This window comes from Pseudomonas sp. FA-1, from assembly GCF_056856075.1.
The window spans coordinates 39534-60212 of sequence record NZ_JBWXTH010000012.1; the positions used below are offsets into that span (position 1 = coordinate 39534).

19 protein-coding genes and 1 pseudogene are annotated in these 20679 nt (G+C 64.3%); 8 read left to right on the forward strand and 12 right to left on the reverse strand.

Annotated features, from left to right (window positions below):
• Position 1: 1 nt before the first annotated feature.
• On the forward strand, positions 2 to 889 hold the full coding sequence (gene rarD / locus AC1MHZ_RS20215; RefSeq protein ID WP_084857633.1) for an EamA family transporter RarD: 888 nt from the start codon (positions 2 to 4) through the stop codon (positions 887 to 889).
• On the opposite strand, the gene AC1MHZ_RS20220 is transcribed toward rarD, so the two are convergent.
• Positions 852 to 2423 carry a TerC family protein gene (locus AC1MHZ_RS20220; protein ID WP_084857631.1) on the reverse strand — a complete coding sequence of 524 codons (1572 nt, stop codon included), beginning with the start codon at positions 2421 to 2423 and terminating at the stop codon, positions 852 to 854. The two genes, rarD and AC1MHZ_RS20220, sit on opposite strands and share 38 nt — an antisense overlap.
• A gap of 295 nt (positions 2424 to 2718) precedes the next feature.
• On the opposite strand from AC1MHZ_RS20220, the gene AC1MHZ_RS20225 reads away from it, so the two are divergent.
• Entirely contained in the window at positions 2719 to 3303 is a 585-nt protein-coding gene (locus tag AC1MHZ_RS20225; RefSeq protein ID WP_084857629.1) for a LysE family translocator, read from the forward strand.
• Positions 3304 to 3314: 11 nt separating this feature from the next.
• Here AC1MHZ_RS20225 and AC1MHZ_RS20230 read toward each other — a convergent pair whose 3' ends face one another.
• Both AC1MHZ_RS20230 and AC1MHZ_RS20235 read right to left on the reverse strand, forming a co-directional pair.
• Positions 3315 to 4091: an AraC family transcriptional regulator gene (locus AC1MHZ_RS20230; RefSeq protein ID WP_482966834.1), complete on the reverse strand. Its 777-nt coding sequence runs from the start codon at positions 4089 to 4091 to the stop codon at positions 3315 to 3317.
• 10 nt (positions 4092 to 4101) lie between these two features.
• Positions 4102 to 4644 (reverse strand): helix-turn-helix domain-containing protein, encoded by a 543-nt coding sequence (locus tag AC1MHZ_RS20235; RefSeq protein ID WP_084857626.1) that lies wholly within the window; start codon positions 4642 to 4644, stop codon positions 4102 to 4104.
• Between the two features lie 164 nt (positions 4645 to 4808).
• On the opposite strand from AC1MHZ_RS20235, the gene AC1MHZ_RS20240 reads away from it, so the two are divergent.
• Positions 4809 to 5591 carry an aldolase gene (locus AC1MHZ_RS20240; RefSeq protein WP_324814763.1) on the forward strand — a complete coding sequence of 261 codons (783 nt, stop codon included), beginning with the start codon at positions 4809 to 4811 and terminating at the stop codon, positions 5589 to 5591.
• 34 nt (positions 5592 to 5625) lie between these two features.
• The gene (locus AC1MHZ_RS20245; RefSeq protein ID WP_084857623.1) at positions 5626 to 6549 is read left to right on the forward strand and encodes a dihydrodipicolinate synthase family protein; all 924 of its coding nucleotides are present in this window, start codon (positions 5626 to 5628) and stop codon (positions 6547 to 6549) included.
• 139 nt (positions 6550 to 6688) lie between these two features.
• Here the strand turns inward: AC1MHZ_RS20245 and AC1MHZ_RS20250 are convergent, their stop codons facing one another.
• The 3 genes from AC1MHZ_RS20250 to AC1MHZ_RS20260 form a co-directional block, all read right to left on the reverse strand.
• Positions 6689 to 8107 (reverse strand): short-chain fatty acid transporter, encoded by a 1419-nt coding sequence (locus AC1MHZ_RS20250; RefSeq protein WP_324819178.1) that lies wholly within the window; start codon positions 8105 to 8107, stop codon positions 6689 to 6691.
• 165 nt (positions 8108 to 8272) lie between these two features.
• Entirely contained in the window at positions 8273 to 8929 is a 657-nt protein-coding gene (locus AC1MHZ_RS20255; RefSeq protein ID WP_023380384.1) for a CoA transferase subunit B, read from the reverse strand.
• A 35-nt stretch (positions 8930 to 8964) separates the two neighbouring features.
• The gene (locus tag AC1MHZ_RS20260; RefSeq protein WP_043215587.1) at positions 8965 to 9663 is read right to left on the reverse strand and encodes a CoA transferase subunit A; all 699 of its coding nucleotides are present in this window, start codon (positions 9661 to 9663) and stop codon (positions 8965 to 8967) included.
• 118 nt (positions 9664 to 9781) lie between these two features.
• Between AC1MHZ_RS20260 and AC1MHZ_RS20265 the strand changes: the two genes are divergently transcribed.
• Together AC1MHZ_RS20265 and AC1MHZ_RS20270 are read left to right on the forward strand one after the other, a co-directional pair.
• Positions 9782 to 10687 (forward strand): LysR family transcriptional regulator, encoded by a 906-nt coding sequence (locus tag AC1MHZ_RS20265; protein WP_084857619.1) that lies wholly within the window; start codon positions 9782 to 9784, stop codon positions 10685 to 10687.
• Positions 10675 to 11496 carry an aldo/keto reductase gene (locus AC1MHZ_RS20270; RefSeq protein WP_084857617.1) on the forward strand — a complete coding sequence of 274 codons (822 nt, stop codon included), beginning with the start codon at positions 10675 to 10677 and terminating at the stop codon, positions 11494 to 11496. The genes AC1MHZ_RS20265 and AC1MHZ_RS20270 overlap by 13 nt, the downstream gene beginning before the upstream one ends.
• A gap of 90 nt (positions 11497 to 11586) precedes the next feature.
• On the opposite strand, the gene AC1MHZ_RS20275 is transcribed toward AC1MHZ_RS20270, so the two are convergent.
• From AC1MHZ_RS20275 to AC1MHZ_RS20295, 5 genes are all read right to left on the reverse strand, one after another.
• Entirely contained in the window at positions 11587 to 14667 is a 3081-nt protein-coding gene (locus AC1MHZ_RS20275) for an error-prone DNA polymerase (protein WP_482966835.1), read from the reverse strand.
• Entirely contained in the window at positions 14664 to 16082 is a 1419-nt protein-coding gene (locus tag AC1MHZ_RS20280) for a Y-family DNA polymerase (RefSeq protein WP_482966836.1), read from the reverse strand. Before AC1MHZ_RS20280 ends, AC1MHZ_RS20275 begins: the two co-directional genes overlap by 4 nt.
• Positions 16083 to 16088: 6 nt before the next feature.
• Complete coding sequence (gene imuA / locus AC1MHZ_RS20285) at positions 16089 to 16709, reverse strand: translesion DNA synthesis-associated protein ImuA (protein WP_084857612.1); 621 nt, start codon at positions 16707 to 16709, stop codon at positions 16089 to 16091.
• Complete coding sequence (gene lexA, locus AC1MHZ_RS20290) at positions 16709 to 17326, reverse strand: transcriptional repressor LexA (protein WP_324817564.1); 618 nt, start codon at positions 17324 to 17326, stop codon at positions 16709 to 16711. Before lexA ends, imuA begins: the two co-directional genes overlap by 1 nt.
• Positions 17327 to 17448: 122 nt before the next feature.
• On the reverse strand, positions 17449 to 17721 hold the full coding sequence (locus tag AC1MHZ_RS20295; protein ID WP_324817567.1) for a hypothetical protein: 273 nt from the start codon (positions 17719 to 17721) through the stop codon (positions 17449 to 17451).
• A 100-nt stretch (positions 17722 to 17821) separates the two neighbouring features.
• Between AC1MHZ_RS20295 and AC1MHZ_RS20300 the strand changes: the two are divergent.
• Positions 17822 to 18034: pseudogene (locus AC1MHZ_RS20300) on the forward strand (integrase); the annotation flags it as partial.
• Here the strand turns inward: AC1MHZ_RS20300 and AC1MHZ_RS20305 are convergent.
• Positions 17978 to 19798, reverse strand: a complete 1821-nt coding sequence (locus tag AC1MHZ_RS20305) for an FAD-dependent oxidoreductase (protein ID WP_324817570.1) — start codon at positions 19796 to 19798, stop codon at positions 17978 to 17980. The pseudogene AC1MHZ_RS20300 and the gene AC1MHZ_RS20305 overlap by 57 nt on opposite strands.
• A gap of 253 nt (positions 19799 to 20051) precedes the next feature.
• Between AC1MHZ_RS20305 and AC1MHZ_RS20310 the strand changes: the two genes are divergently transcribed.
• Positions 20052 to 20582 (forward strand): winged helix-turn-helix transcriptional regulator, encoded by a 531-nt coding sequence (locus tag AC1MHZ_RS20310; protein ID WP_143515220.1) that lies wholly within the window; start codon positions 20052 to 20054, stop codon positions 20580 to 20582.
• Positions 20583 to 20679 lie beyond the last annotated feature (97 nt).

Genomic DNA, 20679 nt, shown 5'->3' on the forward strand with positions numbered 1-20679 from the left:
CGTGTCAAAAGGCATTCTCTCGTCGGTCGTGGCGTCCTGTCTGTTCGCCGTGATGTACTTCTACACCTCCTTGATGACGCCCTTGGATGGCGAGGAGATCTTTGGCTGGCGCACCCTGCTGACGCTGCCCTGCCTCACCTTGTTCATGCTGGCCACCAAGGACTGGAAGCTGGTCGGCGGCCTGTTGGCACGGGTGCGCCAAGCACCTGTCTTGCTGCTGGGCATGATCGGCACCTCATGGCTGATGGGCGTGCAACTGTGGCTGTTCCTCTGGGCGCCGTTGCATGGGCGTAGCCTGGAAGTGTCCATGGGCTATTTCCTGTTGCCGCTGGCCATGGTGCTCACCGGGCGCCTGGTGTATGGCGAGCGGTTGTCGCGCCTGCAAAAGGTTGCGGTGGCCTGCGCCGTTCTCGGCGTGGGCCATGAGCTGTACCAGAACGGCAGCTTCGCCTGGGAAACCCTGGTGGTGACCCTTGGCTACCCGATCTATTTCGTCCTGCGTCGCCGCTGCGGCACCGACCACCTGGGCGGGCTGTGGTGCGACATGTGCCTGCTGTTGCCCTGGGCCCTATATTTCGTGCTGCAGAACCCGCTGACCGCCGCCGACCTTGCCGAACACCCGGCGCTGTATGGGTTGATCCCGTTGCTCGGGGCGATCAGTGCCTCGGCCCTGATCGCCTATGTGCTGGCCAGCCGGCTGCTGCCCTTCAGCCTGTTCGGCCTGCTCAGCTACGTCGAACCGGTGCTGCTGGTCGGCGTCGCCTTGCTCCTGGGCGAGACCATCGGCCCCGACCAATGGCTGACCTACCTGCCGATCTGGGCCGCGGTACTGGTGCTTGTGCTTGAAGGGATCAAGCACCTGCTGCGCCAACGTCGCCGCTCGGTGTAAGACGCACCTGGCGAACCCGGCGCTCCTCGACCGCCACCACAGTCAGGGTCCAGCCGTCGCATACCAGGCGGTCACCGATCACCGGCAGGCGATCGAGCAGGCTCATCACCAGGCCCGCGAGGGTCTGGTAGTCCTCGGTAGGGCGCGCGCCGAAACCGGTGCGTGCCTGGACCTGGCTCAGGTTCAAGGCACCGCTGACCACAAAACCGCCTTCTTCCTCGACGATCCCAGGGCCGGCGACTTCGCTGGCATCCGGCAGTTCACCGGCGATCGACTCAAGGATATCGGTCATGGTCAGCACACCGGTGAAGTCGCCGAATTCATTGACCACGAAGGCAATGTGGGTCGACTGGGCACGCATCTGCTCCAGTGCATTGAGGATGCTGAAGCTTTCCAGCAGGTTCAACGGAGCCCGAGCCAGGCGCTCGAGCTCCGGTTGGCCGCCGGATAACAGCTCCTTGAGCAATTCCTTCTTGTGCACGAAGCCCAGCGGCTCTTCGATCCGGCCGTCGCGGATCAGCGGCAGGCGCGAATAGGGCGAGTTCGCCAAGGCCTGGGCAATGGCCTCGGCCGGTTGCGCCAGGTCGATGGCGTCGACCTCGGCGCGCACGGTCATCACCGTGCGAATCGGCCGTTCGGCCAGGTTCAGCACACCGCTGATCATCACCCGCTCACGTCGGTCGAAGACCACCTGGTCGTCGCTGCCTTCGACCAGGTCGGCAATTTCCTCCCCCACCTCATCGGCCGCCACGGCGCGGCCCCCCATCAGGCGCAGCACGGCATGGGCGGTACGCTCACGCAGCGGTCGATGCTGCTGCAGGCTGCGTTTGCGACGGGCACGGGCCAGTTGGTTGAACAGCTCGATCAGCAACGAGAAGCCGATGGCCGCGTACAGGTAGCCCTTGGGGATATGGAAGCCCAGGCCCTCGGCGGTCAGGCTGAAGCCGATCATCATCAAGAAGCCCAGGCACAGCATGATCACCGTGGGGTGGGCGTTGACGAAACGCGTCAGTGGCTTGCTGGCGACGATCATGATACCGATGGAGAAGACCACGGCGATCATCATCACCGACAACTGTTCGACCATGCCCACGGCTGTGATCACCGCATCCAGGGAGAACACCGCATCCAGCACCACAATCTGCGCGACGATGGGCCAGAACGCAGCATGGCGGGTCACGCCGCTGGTATGCGCAACGTGCCCTTCGAGGCGTTCGTGCAGCTCCATGGTGGCCTTGAACAACAGGAATACACCGCCGAACAGCATGATCAGGTCTCGGCCCGAGAAGCTCTTGCCGAACACCTCGAACAGCGGCGCGGTCAGGGTGACCATCCAGGAGATGCTGGCCAAAAGGCCCAGGCGCATGATCAGCGCCAGGCTCAGGCCAATGACCCGTGCGCGGTCGCGCTGGTGCGGCGGCAGCTTGTCGGCAAGGATGGCGATGAAGACCAGGTTGTCGATACCCAGTACCAGTTCGAGCACGATCAGCGTGGCAAGGCCCAGCCAGGCCGTGGGGTCGGCTAGCCATTCCATTGCGAGGTACTCACGGCAAAAGCGTCACGGGGACATGGGGAAGAAGGCCAGGACGGCCGGGGACTGGGGGGCTCCGAGAAGGTGCTCATGGGGACCTTGATAGCAAATTGGGAAAAAGATCCTACAGCCAGCAAGGTGTTTACTGACAGCGGGAAACTATTACAAAAGCTGTAACCGGGGCCGTGTAGCGGCCATCGCAGACAAGCCCGCGCCCACAGGATGGGGATTTTTCTTCAATACTCACCCCAGCGCCCTGCCCCAACATGGTCTCCTTCTTCTGCAAGGAACACCCACCATGAGCCTGTCATTGTCCATGGCCGCCTTCGCCCTGGCGGCCTCCATTTCACCCGGCCCGGTCAATATCGTCGCCCTGGGCAGCGGTGCCCGCCACGGCCTGCGCGCCAGCTTGGCCCACGCCGCAGGCGCCACCTTGGGCTTCTGCCTGCTGCTGTTGCTGGTCGGCCTTGGCCTGCATGAGCTGCTGCTGCGCTGGCCGCGCCTGGGCCAGGTGCTGCACGGCGGCGGCGTGGCGTTCCTGTTGTACATGGCCTGGAAACTGGCCAGCGACGATGGCCAGCTGGGTAGCGAACATCCACAAGCCGCGCCATCGGCCTGGCACGGCGCCCTCATGCAATGGCTCAACCCCAAGGCCTGGCTGGCGGCTATCGCGGGGGTCGGGGCCTATACCGGCGGCGAGCAGCACTTGCTGTGGCTGTTCGCCTGGATCTACGGGCCGATCTGCTTCGTTTCGATTGCCAGTTGGGCCTGGGCAGGCAGCGTGATTCGCCACTACCTGGGCAACCCACGACACATGCGTGCGTTCAACCGTGCGTTAGCAGCCTTGCTGGCGGCCAGTGCCCTGTACCTGCTGCTGGGGTGAACCTGCCCCGGCTAGCCCTGCCGATAATGCCCCGGTGTCGCCGCCAGGTGCTGCTTGAATGCCCGTTGCAGATGCGCCTGGTCGGCGAACCCCGCCTCCATCGCCACCTCGGCGATCGGCCGCCCTTGGCGCAACTGCGCCCGGGCATGCTGCACGCGTTGGTCCAGCAGGTAACCGTGGGGCGTCAGGCCAAAGCGCTGGCCGAACGCGCGTATCAGGTAGGCGCGCGACAGGCCCACCGCCGCGCAGATATCGTTCACGGTCAGGGGGTCGAGCCGGTGCGCACGGATGAATGCGGCAGCGGCCTCCAGGCGTGGATGGGCCCGCAACCCGCTGGCCGGGGCGCGCTGCAGATAACCCGGCAGGTCTTCGAAGAAACGGGTCAACAGCGTCTCCCGGCCGACCGTCTCGGCATCGAAGAGTGCAGCGAAAAGCGCCAGCAGCCGGCCGTAGAGCGCAGGCGATGTACTGTAGGTGGCCTCGGGCAACACGAAGCCGAGGGCCTGCAGCCATGGCAAGTCGACGAACAGCATCAGGTAGGACCAGGGTTCACCCTCGATCGGGTTGCAGGCATGCACCACGCCCGGGTTCATCAAAACCGTGGCGCCTGCGCTCACCTCCCGCTGGGTACCACCGGTAAGGTAGGTACTGCGACCCCCGGTGATCACGCCGATGGAAAAGCTCTCGTGAGAATGGGCCGCGTAACACACCTGACGCCCATCACCGACGCGCCGGGCCTCGACGAAGGGCAATGCCGGATCCCGCCAGAACCGCGACACCTCGATCATCGCCCTGCCCTCATTCACCGCCGCCCTGCACGACCACCAGCAACTGTGCCTGGCGCGGCCCGACCGAGCGCAGGCGGTGCGGGGTCTGGGCATTGAAGTGCAAGGCATCGCCCTGCTCCAGCACTACCCGTTCGTTCATGAAGTCCACTTCCACCTGCCCTTCATGCACGAACAGGAACTCCTCGCCCTGATGCTCCTTGAAGGTCGGGTCGCTGAACTCGGTCGGCGGCTGGATGAGAAACGGCAACAGGCTGCGCTGGCCGACCTGGGAGGTCAGCACCGTATATCCCGGCCCTTGACCATCCCCCACCAATGCCTGGCGTTCGCCCTGACGCACGAGGCTGTAGCGGGCCTGGGCGTGTTGGTCTTCGGCGAACAGCTCCTCGACATTCACGTTCAACGCCCGCGCCAGTTTCAGCGCCGCGGCGATCGACGGGGTGTTCAGGCCGCGCTCCACCTTGGACAGGTAGCTCTTGGTCATGCCGGATTTCTCGGCCAGCAACTCCAGGGTGATCCCCAGCTTTTTTCTCAGCAATTTCAGTCGGATAGACATGTGACGCGGTTTTCCCGGGCGAACGTACCTGCTTATGACACTTTGTGTCATATAGGATTATTTGTGTCATTCGCTTGACCGCCCCGCCACCGGACTACCCCACGCAGCAGGTGGCGAGGCGACAAGCACCGACATCGTCCATTACGCCACAGAGGATACCCCCCATGGCCAAGACCCTGACACACAGCAAGGACCAGTTGGTCCGCCAAGCCCTGACACAGATGCAGGGCTCGCTCGCCGATAATACGTGGACCGTGCGCGAAAAGCTGGCCCTGACCTGCCGAATTCTCTTCGACCATGGCCATGATTCAGGCCTGGCCGGGCAGATCAGCGCACGCGGCCCGCAGCCGGGCACCTTCTACACCCAGCAGCTGGGCCTGGGTTTCGACGAGATCAGCGCCAGCAACCTGCTGCTGGTCAACGAAGACCTGGACGTACTCGAAGGCCAGGGCATGCCCAACCCGGCCAACCGTTTCCATAGCTGGGTGTACCGGGCACGCCCGGACGTCAACTGCATCATCCACACCCACCCGACCCATGTCGCCGCACTGTCGATGTTGGAAGTGCCGCTGCAGGTCTCGCACATGGACCTGTGCCCGCTGTATGACGACTGTGCCTTCCTCGAGGCCTGGCCAGGGGTTCCGGTGGGCAACGAAGAAGGCGAGATCATCAGCCAGGCCCTGGGTGACAAGCGCGCGATCCTGCTCTCGCACCACGGCCAGCTGTCGACCGGCGACAGCATCGAGCAGGCCTGCGTCTATGCCCAGCTGATCGAACGGGCCGCACGCCTGCAGTTGCTGGCGATGTCCGCGGGCACCATCAAACCCATCGCCCCGTCGCTTGGCCGCGAGGCCCACGACTGGATCGACCGGCCCAAACGTCATGGCGCGGCCTTCGCCTATTTCGCCCGGCAGAGCCTGCGCCGGCACGCTGACTGCCTGAACTGAACCCTGAACGCCTTGCTTGCGGAGCCTTTTCACCATGACGACAGAATTCCACGGCATCATCGGCTACACCATCACCCCCTTCAGCGCCGACGGCGAACAACTCGACCTGCCTGCCCTGGGCCAGTCCATCGACCGGCTGATAGACCATGGGGTCCAGGCCATCGCCCCGCTGGGCAGCACCGGCGAAGGTGCATACCTGAGCGATGAGGAATGGCGGCAGGTGGCCGAGTACAGCCTGGCGCGCATCGCCGGACGCGTGCCGAGCATCGTCAGCGTCTCGGACCTGACCACCGCCAGCGCCGTACGGCGCGCCCGTTTCGCCCAGCAACATGGCGCCGATGCGGTGATGGTACTGCCCTCGGCCTACTGGAAGCTCGGCGAAGCCGAGATCGTCCAGCATTACCGGGCCATCGGGGCAGCCATCGACATCCCGATCATGCTCTACAACAACCCGGCCACCAGTGGTACCGACATGTCGGTGGAGTTGATCTTGCGCATCGTGCGTGAGGTCGACAACGTCACCATGGTCAAGGAGAGCACCGGCGATATCCAGCGCATGCACAAGCTGCACCTGCTCGGTGAAGGCCAGGTACCGTTCTACAACGGCTGCAACCCGCTGGCGCTGGAGGCGTTCGTGGCAGGTGCCAAGGGCTGGTGCACCGCCGCCGCCAACCTGATCCCCGAGCTCAACCAACGCCTGTACCAGGCGGTACGGGCGGGCGACCTGGCACAGGCCAAGGCATTGTTCTATCGCCAGTTGCCGTTGCTGGACTTCATCCTCAAGGGCGGCCTGCCGGCCACCATCAAGGCCGGGCTGGCCATGACCGGGCTGCCCGTGGGCGAACCTCGGCGGCCGGTGTTCGGGTTGGACGAGCAAGGTCGCCGGGCCTTGGAGGCGCTGTTGATGCGAACCGGTAACGGGCCATCAGATCGACCAACGAGTAGGCACCCTGGCTGACGGGCCACGGTGATGGACTTGCCTCGAAGCACTCCATCACCACGCCCTTGCCCCGGACTTGTCGAACAATCGTTATCGATAATTCATCGAGACGAAAAAAAGGGCGGTTTCCTACCGCCCTCTTCTGGCTTTCCTACACCTATGGCATGACCGGCGGCACGTACTGCAAGGTCGTGCCCAGTGCCCACAAGAGCACTAGCACCAACGGCACATGCACCAGCAACTGCACGAAGGAGAAACCGATCAGGTCCCGCGCCTTGAGCCCCAGCACACCCAGCAGCGGCAGCATGTAGAACGGGTTGATCAGGTTCGGCAGCGCTTCGGCGGCGTTGTAGATCTGCACCGCCCAGCCCAGGTGGTACTGCAGGTCGTTGGCCACCAGCATCACGTAGGGCGCCTCGATGATCCACTTGCCGCCACCGGACGGGATGAAGAAGCCCAGCACCGCCGAGTAGACCCCCATGAGCACGGCATAGGTGTCGTGGGAGGCGATCTGCACGAAGAACGTGGAAATGTGGTGGGCCAGGGTCTGCTCGTCCACGCCCTTGACCTGGGTGAGGACGGCCGCGATCGAGCCATACAGCGGGAACTGGATCAACACCCCGGTGGTGGTCGGCACGGCGCGGGCCACTGCGTCCAGGAAGCTGCGCGGGCGCCAGTGGAGCAAGGCGCCGAGCATGATGAACAGGAAATTGTAGGTATTCAGGCCCGAGATCGCGGTAATGGCAGGCTTGGTGGCGAATTCATGGTACAGCCAGCCTGCGGCCAGGGCCACCAGCAGCAAGGTCAGGATCGGGCTGTACTCCAGCCACTCGCCCGGGCGCGTACGCTGAGCCGGTGGCGGCGCGCTGAAGCTTGGGTCCACACCACACTGTTCGGCGGTGCGAGCACTGTTCGGGCCTGGGGCGGTGGCATAGGCGATCATCAGCGAAACGATCACCAGGGCCGCCAGCATCACGCCGGATTGCCACAGGAAGATGGTTTCGGTGAACGGGATCACCCCCGTGATGGCCAGGATCGAAGGCGGCAGGCTGGCCGGGTTGGCCTGCAACTGCGCAGCCGAGGACGACAGCCCCAGCGCCCAGACCGCGCCCAGCCCCAGGTAGGCGGCGGCACCGGCGGCGCGATAATCCATCTTCAGGTCCTGGCGACGTGCCAGGGCGCGCACCAGCAAGCCGCCGAACACCAGCGACAGCCCCCAGTTGAGCAGCGAGGCGAGCATCGAGATCAGCGCCACCCAGCACACCGCCGAACGGCCGTTGCGAGGCAAGCGGGCCAGGCGGTCGATCAGCCGCGCAGCGGGCGGCGAGCTGGCCACCACGTAGCCGCCAATGACCACGAAGGCCATCTGCATGGTGAACGGGATCAGGCTCCAGAACCCATCGCCGAAGGCCTTGGCGGTGTCGGTGGGCTTGCCGCCCATGAGCATGGCGCCCAGGCACACCAGCACCACGGCCAGGGCTGCGAACACCCAGGAGTCGGGGAACCAGCGTTCGGCCCAGTTGGAGCAGCGCAAGGCGAAGCGGGCGGAGCGGCTGTCTTGGATTTCAGCGGCCACGGTAGTCTTCCTTTTATTGGTTTTGTGTTTTTTTCAAAAACAAGCACAAAACCCTGTGGGAGCGGGCTTGCCCCGCGATAGCGTCCGCTCAGGCGATGATGTTGCCTGGCCTGACGCTATCGCGGGGCAAGCCCGCTCCCACAGGGTGGGTTACAACCTTTGATATCAGAAGGTCATTTCCTTCACATCGTCCGGCACGATCAGCTTGCCGGCGGTCTTCTCGATGATTTCCTCGACGCTGACCCCAGGTGCGGTTTCGCGCAGGATGAAGGCGCCGTTCTCGATCTCCAGGTAGGCCAGATCGGTGAGCACCTTACGGATGCAGCCGGCACCGGTCAGCGGCAGGCTGCAGCGCGGCAGCAGCTTGGACTCGCCGTCCTTGGAGGCGTGGGTCATGGTGACGATGATGTTCTCGGCGCCGGCCACCAGGTCCATGGCGCCGCCCATGCCTTTGACCAGCTTGCCAGGGATCATCCACGAGGCGATGTTGCCTTCCACGTCCACTTCGAAGGCACCGAGCACGGTGAGGTCGACGTGGCCGCCACGGATCATGGCGAACGATTGGGCCGAATCGAAGATCGAAGCACCGCGGCGGGCGGTGACGGTCTGCTTGCCGGCGTTGATCATGTCGGCGTCAATCGTGCCTTCGGTGGGGAACTCGCCCATGCCGAGCAGGCCGTTCTCGGACTGCAGCATCACGTCCATGTCGGCGGGCACGTAATTGGCCACCAGGGTGGGTATGCCGATACCGAGGTTGACGTAGTAACCGTCCTTCAGTTCACGGGCGACGCGTTGCGCCATCTGTTCGCGGGTCAGTGCCATGGTCAGGATCTCTTTGTTGTTCTGTGGACGGCGCGTTAGGCCTTGACGGTGCGCTTCTCGATGCGCTTTTCGAAGGTGCCGACGATGACCCGGTCGACATAGATGCCCGGGGTGTGGATCTCGCTGGGCAGCAACACGCCCGGCTCGACGATCTCCTCGACCTCGACCACGGTGATCTTGCCGGCGGTGGCGGCCAGCGGGTTGAAGTTCTGCGCGGTGTTGCGGTACACCACGTTGCCGTAGTGGTCAGCCTTCCAGCCCTTGACGATGGCGAAATCGCCGGTGATGGATTCTTCGAGGATGTACTTGCGGCCCTTGAACTCGCGCACTTCCTTGCCTTCGGCGACCGGGGTACCGTAGCCGGTGGCGGTGTAGAAGGCCGGGATACCGGCACCGCCGGCGCGCATCTTTTCGGCCAGGGTGCCCTGGGGGGTCAGTTCCACTTCCAGCTCGCCGCTGAGCAGCTGGCGTTCGAATTCGGCGTTTTCGCCCACGTAGGAAGCGATCATCTTGCGGATCTGCCGGTCTTCCAGCAGCACGCCCAGGCCGAAGCCGTCGACGCCGCAGTTGTTGGAGACCACGGTCAGGCCCTTGACGCCACGGCGCTTGATTTCGGCGATGAGGTTTTCGGGGATACCGCACAGGCCGAAACCACCGGCCAGCACCGTCATGTTGTCGGTCAGGCCTGCGAGGGCCTCTTCATAGGTTGCTACGCGCTTGTCCAGTCCGGCCATGCTCAGTCGCCTTTTGTAGTTGTTGGAACCGTGGACGCATCTTCACCGCTGTCGACTGATTTGTTAATTTTGTTTTCGTCATCGATTGATAATTTTTCCAAAACAAAACAGGTTCGCCATGAACGTCAAGCAGTTACGCGCCTTCGTCACCGTGGCCAAGTACCAGAGCTTCGCCCAGGCCGGCGAGCACCTGCATGTTTCCCAGCCGGCGCTGAGCCTGACCATCAAGGCGCTGGAGGACAACCTCGGCGGCGCCCTGCTCACCCGCACCACCCGCAGCGTCAGCCTGACGGCCGAGGGCGAAGTGCTGCTGCCCCTGGCCCGACGCCTGCTGGCCGATTGGGACGACACCGAGGAAATGCTGCGCCAGCGCTTCACCCTGCAACTGGGGCGGGTTTCGGTGGCGGCCATGCCGGCGTTTGCCGGCAACCTGCTGCCGCGGTCGTTGAAGGTGTTCCGCCAGCGCTACCCGCGGGTCAATGTCACGGTGCACGATGTGATCAACGAACAAGTGCTGGAACTGGTGCGCCATCGCCGCGTCGAACTGGGCATCGGCTTCGAGCCGGAGAACCTCGACGGCCTGCGCTTCCATCCGCTCTACCTCGATCGTTTCGTGGCCGTGGTGCCTGCCGACTCGCCCCTGGCCGAGCAACCCCAGGTAAGCTGGCGGCAATTGCTCGCCGAAGATTTCATCGCCCTGCAACGGCCCTCGGCCGTTCGCCTTTTGCTCGAGCAGAACGTGGCGGCCAGCCACGGCAAGCTGGCGGTGGCGTTCGAGAGCCACCAGCTCTCCACCATCGGCCGCATGGTCGCCAACGGCCTGGGCGTCAGCGCTGTGCCGGCGTTGTGCGTCAACCAGATGCAGGAGCTTGGCGCCCGCTGCGTGCCCCTGGTCGAGCCGAGCGTGGAGCGGCGCATCGGCGTCATCGCCCTGGCCGACCACAAGCTTTCCACTGCAGCGCAGGCGCTGCTCGATGTCGTGCTTTCCCACACCGACCCACAGGAGGTGACATGCGTTTCGTGAATCTGGCAGGTTCGAAGGTGCCGGCCATCGGCCAGGGCACCTGGTACATGGGCGAGGACCCGCGCCGCAAGGCGGCTGAAGTGGCCGCGCTGCAACAGGGCATCGACCTGGGGCTGACCTTGGTCGACACCGCGGAAATGTATGCCGAGGGCGGGGCTGAAACGGTGGTCGGCCAGGCCATCGCCGGGCGCCGCGACCAGGTGTTCCTGGTCAGCAAGGTGTACCCGCACAACGCCAGCCGGCGTGGCGTACCGGCGGCCTGCGAACGCAGCCTCGCGCGCCTGGGTACCGACTGCATCGACCTGTACCTGCTGCACTGGCGTGGCCAGTACCCGCTGGAAGAGACGGTCGAAGCCTTCGAACGCCTGCGCGAGCAAGGCAAGATCCGCCGCTGGGGTGTCTCCAACTTCGACGTCGATGACCTGCTGGAGCTGGGCAACGACGACTGTGCCACCAACCAGGTGCTGTACAACCCGGCCCAGCGCGGCATCGAGTTCGACCTGCTGCCGTGGAGCCGCGAGCACCGTTTGCCGACCATGGCCTACTGCCCGCTGGCCCAGGCCGGGCGTTTGTTGCAGCACCCGGTGCTGGCCGAGATCGCCGAGCGCCATGGCGTCACCCCGGCCCAGGTGAGCCTGGCCTGGGTGACGCGCAATGACGGGGTGATCGCTATTCCTAAAGCCGTGGACCCGCTGCATGTACAGCTCAATGCCGCGGCGGGTGAACTGGTGTTGCTGCCTGAGGACCTGCAGGCGATCGACAAGGCGTTTCCGGCACCGACGCGCAAGCAGCACCTGGCGATGGTGTGACCTCATCGCCGGCAAGCCGGCTCCCACAGGATTGGCGTTTCGTACACAAGACCAGTGGGAGCCGGCTTGCCGGCGATTGGGCTTTAGGGGCTAGTGAAAATCTCGGCTACGCACATCCAACCCCTGCAGCAAGGGGCTGATGTCTTCCAACCGCCGGGCAATCAAATGGCGCACGCCCTTCTCCTGCTCCAGCCGCCCGTTCACCTTGAGCAGCTGCGAACCCACCAAGGCCCTGCGCTGGCGCTCGGCCAGGTCGCGCCAGACCACCACATTGACCATGCCATGTTCATCTTCGAGGGTGACGAAGGTCACCCCGCTGGCGGTCTGCGGCCGTTGCCGCCCCACCACCAACCCGGCCACCGCCACGCTGTCTCCGTGCGCGACCCCGTCCAGCTCCACAGAGCTGCGACAGCCCAGCGCTCGCAAGCGCCGACGCAACAGGGCCAGGGGGTGCGGCCCGAGCGTGGTACCCAGGGTGGCGTAGTCAGCGAACAGGTCCTCGCCCACCGTCGGCATCGGCAAGGCCACGGGTAGCTCGGGCGCGCCCTGCACCTGGGCGAACAAGGGCAATTGCGCCTGCACTGCCGCAACCTGCCAGCGCGCCTGGTGACGGTCGCGGGCCAGGGCTCGCAAGGCGCCAGCATCAGCCAAACGGGCCCTGGCGCGGCTGTCGAGCTCGGCGCGCAGGCACAGGTCTTCGACATCCCGCCAGGGCCGGTGCGCCCTCGCCTGCTCCAAGCGCCGGGCATCGGCCTCGCTGAAGCCGCGAATCTGCCGCAACCCCAGGCGGATCGCCAGCGCGCCTTGTCCGACAGGCTCCAGGGTGCAATCCCACTCGCTGTGGCACACATCCACCGGTCGCACCTCGATGCCCTGGCGGCGTGCCTCCTGCAACAGCTGGTCAGGGCTGTAGAAGCCCATGGGCCAGCTGTTGACCAGAGCACAGGTGAAGATCGCCGGCTCATGGCATTTGAGCCAGCTGCTGGCGTAGCAGAGCAAGGCGAAGCTGGCGGCGTGGGACTCGGGGAAGCCATAGCTGCCAAACCCCTTGATCTGCTCGAAGATGCGCTCGGCAAAGGCCTGTTCGTAGCCATTGCGCTTCATGCCTTCGAGCAGCCGTTCGCGGTGCGGCTCCAGGCCTCCATGGCGCTTCCAGGCCGCCATGCTGCGGCGCAACTGGTCCGCCTCGCCTGGGGTGTAGTCGGCAGCGACCATGGCCAGCTCCATCACCTGCTCCTGGAACAGCGGCACGCCCAAGGTGCGCCCGAACACCTCCTTGAGCTTGGGCGATGGGTAGGTCACCGGCTCCTGCTTCAGGCGCCTGCGCAGGTAGGGGTGGACCATGTCGCCCTGGATCGGCCCAGGCCGGACGATCGCCACTTCGATCACCAGGTCGTAGAACGTCTGCGGCTTGAGCCTGGGTAGCATGGCCATCTGCGCCCGCGATTCGATCTGGAACACGCCCATGGTCTCGGCGCGGCTGATCATGGCGTAGGTGGCCTTGTCCTCCTTGGGGATGGTCGCCAAGGTCAGGTGCCGGCCACGGTGACGGGCCAGCAGGTCGAAGCAACGCCGCAGGGCGCTGAGCATGCCCAGGGCCAGCACATCGACCTTGAGCAGGCCGACCAGGTCGAGGTCGTCCTTGTCCCACTGGATCACCGTGCGCTCGGCCATGGCGGCGTTTTCCACCGGCACCAGGTGGTCCAGCGGCTGTTCGGAGATGACGAAGCCGCCAGGGTGCTGGGACAGATGCCGAGGGAAGCCGATCAGCTCGCCGGCCAGCACCAGGATGCGCCGCAGCGACGGGCTCTGCGCCTCGAAACCGGCCTCGGCCAGACGCTGGGCATCGGGAATGCGGTCGCTCCAGCGCCCGCAGCACTTGGCCAGGGCATCCACCTGGTCAGCCGGCAGCCCCAAGGCACGGGCCACGTCACGCACGGCACCGGCGGCATGGTAGGTATTGACCACCGCAGTGAGTGCCGCGCGGTGCCGGCCATAACGGCGGAACACATACTGGATCACTTCCTCGCGGCGCTCATGCTCGAAGTCCACGTCGATGTCCGGTGGCTCGTTGCGCTCGCGGGACAAAAAGCGTTCGAACAACAAGCGGTGCTCCATCGGGTCCAGCTCGGTGATGCCCAGCACGAAGCACACCACCGAGTTGGCGGCCGAGCCACGGCCTTGGCAGAGAATGCCCTGCTTGCGAGCGAAGTCGACGATGTCATGGACGGTGAGAAAGTAGCTTTCGTAACCCAGATCCTCGATCAGGCACAGCTCCCTCTCCAAGGTCGCCAGCGCCTCGGCGCTCGGCCCCTGGGGCCAGCGCTCGGGCAGGCGCAGCTGGCACAGGTGACGCAACCAGCTGCCAGGCGTATGGCCCTGGGGCACCAGTTCGCGGGGGTACTGGTACTTCAGTTCGCCCAGGTCGAAGTGGCAGCGGCCGGCGATGGCCTGGGTCTCGGCCAGCAGGTCGGCCGGGTACAGCTCGGTGAGTTCGGCCAACGTGCGCAAGTGGCGCTCGCCATTGGCGAACAGGTAGCGCCCGGCCTGGGCCACCGTGCAGTGTTGACGGATCGCCGTCATGCAGTCCTGCAGGGCGCGGCGCCCCCGAACATGCATATGCACGTCACCACAGGCCACCGCGCGGATCCCCAAGCGGCCTGCCAGGCTGCGCAAGCGCTGCAGGCGGCGGGCATCATCGCAACCGCGGTGCAGGTGCACCGCCAGCCACAGGCGCTGACCGAACAGCGACTGCAACCATTGGCCGGTGGCAGGGTCGTCGTCGGCATCGGCGACCCACAGTGCCAACAAGCCCTGGCAGCGCCCCTGCAGGTCTTCGGCCAGTACCTGGTATTCGCCCTTCTGCGCCCGCCGCCGCGCTTGAGTGATCAGGCCGCAGAGGTTCTGGTAACCCGTCAAGTCCTCGACCAGCAGCACCAGCTTGGGCCCTTGTTGCAGTTGGACTTCACTGCCGATGATCAGCCGGAGCTCATGTTGCCGGGCGGCCTGCCAGGCCCGGACGATACCGGCCAAGGTGCACTCGTCGGTAATGGCCAGAGCCTCGTAGCCCAGGGCCTTGGCCCGCTTGAACAGTTCGTCGGCGCTGGAAGCGCCGCGCTGGAAGCTGAAGTTCGACAGGCAGTGCAGCTCGGTATAGGCCGGCGCGCTCATGCGAACCAGCCCTGCAACCACAACGGCCCTGGCTGGGCCAGGTCGCGATAGGCCCAGCCGCGCAGGCCATCGCGGGTCTCGATACGGTAGTAATCCCGGCGGACATCGCCACCATCCCACCAGCCCGACTCGATGCGCTCGGGCCTTGCCAGCAACTGCACGCCCGCCTCGGGCAGGGCCTGGGGTTGAGGCAGCAGCCAGCCGGGGCGGCTGCCCGGCGCGACCGGCAGCACACCCGGTGTGCCCTGCTCGGCCGCCTGCCAGGCGCATTCGGGGCGAGGGTCGGCTTCAGCGCACAGTCCTGTGACCGCATCATCGCCCAGCCGTGCACGCAGGCGTTCACGCAGTTGCTCCCAAGGTTGGGCCTGCTGCGCCCGGGGGTCGAACAATGCCTGGTGCTGGGGAACGAAAGGCGGCAGGTCTTCGGCCAGCAGCCGCAGGTTGCGCACCGGTGCGGGGATACGCAGCGGCTCCAGGCGCCCCCGGGCCAGCTCGAACAGCATCGCCGCCTCGCGCTCGGCAGCCAGCAGGCCGACCTTGAGCTCGGTGTCCGGCCCTTCGGCGTGCTCCAGGTACAGGCTGAAACGCTGCACGCCGCAATCCCGGCCTGCAAGAAACGCCGCCAGGTCGTTGATCAACCGGCGCAAGGGAAACAGCAGCGCCTGGTGCGACTCGACATCGAAGTTCAGCTCCAGCCGTGCCTCGAATCGGTCCGGTGGCTGGTAGAACGCCAGCCCCAGGGTACGCAGGCCGAGCAGTTGGTCCAGGTGCAGTTGCACGTCGGCGGCGAAGCGCCGGGCCAAGGCATCGCGCGGCAGCGCCAGAACATCGCCGAGCCGGCGCAGGCCCATGCGGGCGAAGGCCTCCGCTGTCGTCGGAGGCAGCCCGACCTTGCCGACCGGCATGCTGGCCAGGGCCGCCCGGGCCTGCTCGGCCGTGGTCACGGCCAGGCCGTCATGGCCGTTGGCGAGCATGCGCGCGGCCACCGGGTTGGTCGCCAGGACAATGCGCTGGCGCAGCCCCAGCGCATCCAGCTCCTGGCGCAAGCGCGCCTCGAACATCGGCCAGGGCCCGAACAGTCCCAGGCTGGAGCCGACTTCCAGCAACAAGGCCCGCGGGTAGTGCCGGCTGACCTGGGCGCTGAAGCGGTAGGCCCAGGCGGCCAGCAACTGCTGGAGCTGCTCGATGCGCGCCGGGTCGGCTTCCACGCAGGTGAAGCCATCGGCCAGGGCACGGGCGGCGGTGAGGGTCTGCCCGGCACGCAGGCCGAGCGCGGCCGCAGCCGGGTTGACCGATTGCACGATACGCCGTTGTTGCGGCCCGCCGATCAGCACCAGGGGCGTGTCGGGGTCGTCACGCTCACGTAGGAGGCTGTCCAGTGCCAGCTGTGGAAAGACGATGCACGCCCAGAGCATGGATCATCAACCCCGCCCCGGGCAGGCGATGGGCGTGGCCGGTGGCAGGCCGCCACGGCACTTGAGGACCCGCCACTGGGCAGGGCGGGTATCGATGGCGATGCGCAAAGCCGCAGGCGACGGGTTGTGCGCGGCCTGCTGCGGCCGGCAGGCGAAGGCCAGAGCGTGGCCGGTCTCGGCAGCCACCTGCAGGCGCCGCAGGGCGCGGTCATCGGCGCGCTCGGGCCAGCACAGCACTGCTGCGCAACTGCCGGAGCGCAGGCACTGCTCGGCTGCCCACAAGGCATCGACAGGCCTTGCCTGGACCTGGACCAGCAAGCGCAGGTCGACCCCGGCCGCCTGCCAGGCCGGTGCATAGGGAATGAACGGCGGCGCCACCAGCACCACCCGCCCCCCTTCGCCGGTAAGGCGTGCCAGGCTCGGCCAGAGCAGCTGCAGCTCGCCACAGCCCGGGCTGGCCAGCAACAACTCGCTGAGCGCAGCCGCCGGCCAGCCTCCGTCGGGCAGCCGCTCGTCAAGGGAGGCATGGCCGGTGGGCTGCAGGCCCTGCGGCCGCACCTGGGCCTGGCGCCCACGCCATACCCGGCGCTGGTCGAGCAGGCCGTCGAGGTCGACTACCGCGCCCATCAGTCGCGCCTCAACAGGCCACAGAACACGCCTTCGATGACGAAATCCCGGTCCGGCGCCACGTCGATCGGTGCATAGGCGGGGTTGCGCGGCAGCAGGCGGTAGCCACCCGGTATCCGTTGCAGACGCTTGATGGTCACCTCGCCATCCAGCCGGGCGACCACGATCTGCCCGTCGCGGGCCTCACCCTGCTGACGGATGCCAACCAGGTCGCCATCGAAGATGCCGTCGTCGATCATCGAGTCGCCGCGCACCTTGAGCAGGTAGTCAGGGGTTCGGCGGAACAGGCTGGGGTCGAGCAGCAGTTGCTCGTGGATACCCAGGTCGGGGCCGATCGGCGCACCGGCCGCCACCTGCCCCAGCACCGGGATCTCGAGGATCTCGGGGCGGCGCAGCGGTTCGGCCAGGCGGATGCCACGGGCCTGGTTGGGGATCACGTCGATATGGCCGGCCTGGCTCAGGGCGACGATGTGCTTGCGTGCCACGCTACGCGAGGCGAAGCCGAAGCGCTGGGCGATGTCGGCCAGGCTCGGGGGCTGGCCGTGATCGGCGATGCGCTCGCGGATGAACGCGAGGATGGCGCGGCGTTTGGGGGTCATGTTGTCCATGGAGTACATTTGTACTCTTTTCGCGGAATGCTGAACAGTCCCCTTCGTCGCTGGCGGACCCAAAACGCTGAGTAGCGTTGACTGTGTTCGAAGGCTCTTTTGCCGCCGCAGTGCATCATCGCTGGCGGACTCTAGTCCAACCCTGAGCGAGGAGCTGGTTGAGTCACTCTCAGCGTCCAACGGGCAATGGCTATCACTGCCAGGGCGAAGGTCACCCATGACATCAAACCAATACCCCTTTCAAATGCGTCCGCGGCGATGCTCATCAGCTCGCTTGCCTGATCGCCCGTCAGCGCGGCCGCCACGGTATGAGCGCCGGCCAGCGTTTCGCTGGCAAGGCGCTCTTGTATGGGTGTAAGGAACGCCGGCAAATGTAACGTGCCACGATAGTAGGCGGTCACCAAGCCGCCCAGCACCTCTGGCGGTCAAGCCAGTGACATCAGCTATGCCCAGCCATTGCTGGAGGAGGTCAGCATTCCATCGAGCCAACGTGGCCGCCCTCGCCTGCGCTCGGTCTTTGTCACGGAGACCGGGCGCCAGGAAGTGCCACTGGGAAAGGTGATGGCGATGACCGAGCACCGCAGTATCACTACAGTGATGGGCTATTTCCAGGCCGGCGGTTGTCGCCCCAACTGCATATCCAGTCGTGGAACTCCACTGTCATTTGGGAGGGTGCTCGTGATCGCAAGCAGTAAGTTTTTGGACCAGCGCTTTTAGCTCGTCCAAATGGTTCTCATACAGTCCGCGAGGTGATGAGTTGTGTTTATTGCACAGAGACGCCGCTGCTCCGACCGCTATCCCGTGCTGTGAGCCGTTGCCCATGGTTTTCGTCGATGAGCCAGCGACGTGAGTGACGCTAATGTGTTTGCCTGCTACCAGCAGATTTTCAATATTGGCGGAGTAGAGGCAACGGAAGGGAATGCTGTAAGCCTGCTTATCCCGCATATCCCAAATCCAGTCCTTCAGGCGAAAGTCGTACTTGCCCTCTCCTGGCTCCCAGGCGCAGTGAATGCAGAAGGCCCCATCATTGGGAACCAAAGCATCGGGAAAACTTGAATGATCTCGAATGTCATTTTCTGACAATACGTAGTCACCGCGGTAACGACGAAATTCGCCCTGTGCCGCAACGTACGCCATCCATTCGAACTCCAGATTCGCGTAGATCTCGGGTTCGAGGTTCTTGACGTTCGAGAACGTACCGTACAGCGCCCGCATCAAATAGTCGCGGATCAACTCCCCATTTTTGTAAGGGTCGAGCCACTGTCCGTACTCCCAAAAATGTGTCGCTGGAAATATGTCAGCCTTGCTGCCGAAGCGGAACTCTGGCGTGCTCGGGTTTGAGCCTGCCTGCGGGCCTGGGCCGTTCTCAAGACCGGCTTCCATGAGTTGGCCGCTGAGATTCGCGTAATCCTTTGAAACCTCAGTTGCCCAGGGCACAACAGGGAACGGAACAGGAGAGTCTGCCATCCTGGTGCGAAAGAACAGCGTATTACCATGATGCATGCTGTCGCCGACCTCAGGCGCATACGGCTCGTTGTACTCTGAGCGCGCCTCTCTGCCGAAAAGCGTCTGCGCGCCACCGAGTACGCCAAGAATTGCGGTGCCACTGGTATCGATAAAGATCGATCCGGTAAAGCGCCTTTCATGGCCACCGCGATCCTGAACGGCCTGGACAGCGGTTATTCTCTCTCCTTGCTTCTCAACTTTGACGACCCTATGTCCAAGGAAAACGGCGACGGTCGGCTCGGCCTCCAGCAGCGAAAGTGCGGCGAGATCACCATCTGCTGAGCGCTGGGATAATTCCTTGAGCAGCACCCCTTGTGAGCCTCGAGGCATCAGGCCGATTTCCTTGCTGGCGTTGCCACCAAGAACAGGTCGATCGTGGATCAACGCAACATGCTGGCCTAACCTGGCAGCTGTCAGGGCGGCGGCGCATCCGGAAATGCCACCTCCAACTACGACCACATCGTAATGACCAGCATCTATAGGCTCATACGGTAAACCGCGCAATTCTTTACGCCACGCTTGGCTGCTGGCGCTGACATCGTTAGGCGGTGCCACCTCATCAGTGGAGAAATAGATCGCATCACAGCGGCCATCGAAGCCGGTGAGGTCGTGAAGAGCCAGCCTGGCAGTCCCTTTTTTGAGAAGCACCTTGCCTGCGGGCTGCCAGGACCAATCCAGTCCATTCGCACCGAACTCAGTATCGAGGACTACACCATCTATCGACACTGTGAACCGCCCTGGATGGTGGGAGGGCACCCAGTCTTTTGCTCGCACCCAAACTTGATATTCGCCATCTCGCGGGATGCTGATTGATGTTGTCGCATCGCTCACCGGTCGACCGAGGCCGTGTGCCAGCAGATAAGGCGAGCCCATGACGGTCTCGAACTGGGAGTCGAGAACCCAGCCCCCATAGTCTTCGAAGTCTTCCGCCTCCACCAAGATCCGTGACGATGACGTGCTCGCGGGATTGTTCATTTTTCTGGCTCCGTATCTTTGGCTGCATATGCAGTTTGCGTTCAGCTTGGCCATGGAGGGCCAACTAGGCTGGTCCCACTTTCCGCGCCGAGAGGAACCGGTTTCTATGAGGGACGCCTGGGGTTGATGTGGCCTTCCGTTACAGCACCTGGCCGCCCTAGACTTCGCCTCTAACGACGGCATCTCTCGATCGATAATTTTGACTATATTTTATATAGTCAAAATCGAGAAGAACCTTTATAGGGGGGTATTCATGAAACGAAGTACGCTGGCTGACAGGTACTGCTCGATTGCCAGATCCAGCGCAGAACTCACGGATGCTTGGTCCTTTGTCATCCTGAGAGAGATATTCCTTTCAAATAGGCGCTTCGATGGCCTGCAGGCCCAGACTGGAATGTCGCCACGTTCGTTGACCTTGCGGCTTAACGATTTGATGGCAAGTGGAATTATTGAGCGCGCGGCCTATCAAGACTCTCCCGTCCGCTACGAATACCGAGCAACGGACAAAGGCCGAGATCTCTGGCCAGTTTTGGTTGCCCTCAAGCAGTGGGGAGACAAATGGACCGGCCCTTGGAAAGGCGGTGAACCACCGTTGACTCTCTACCACAGAGGGCATGAACATCTGTTGGAACTCGGGTTCGTTTGCAAGACCTGCAGAGTGCCGATTGATGCTCGCTCAAGTTCTGTTTGCATGTCGCAACCAATGTCCGCTGAGCGTGAAAATCTTGCGAGCCAGTACCAAGATGCTTTGCGAAAAAAACGGAAAGGAAGCGCAGGTGAATAGGCTGATGGAGCCTTGGAAAGGTCAATCTGCCTACCAGGCCTTGAGTCTGCTGCTAGAGCATCTACAACACTCTCTACCGATACCCAGAACGGATGCC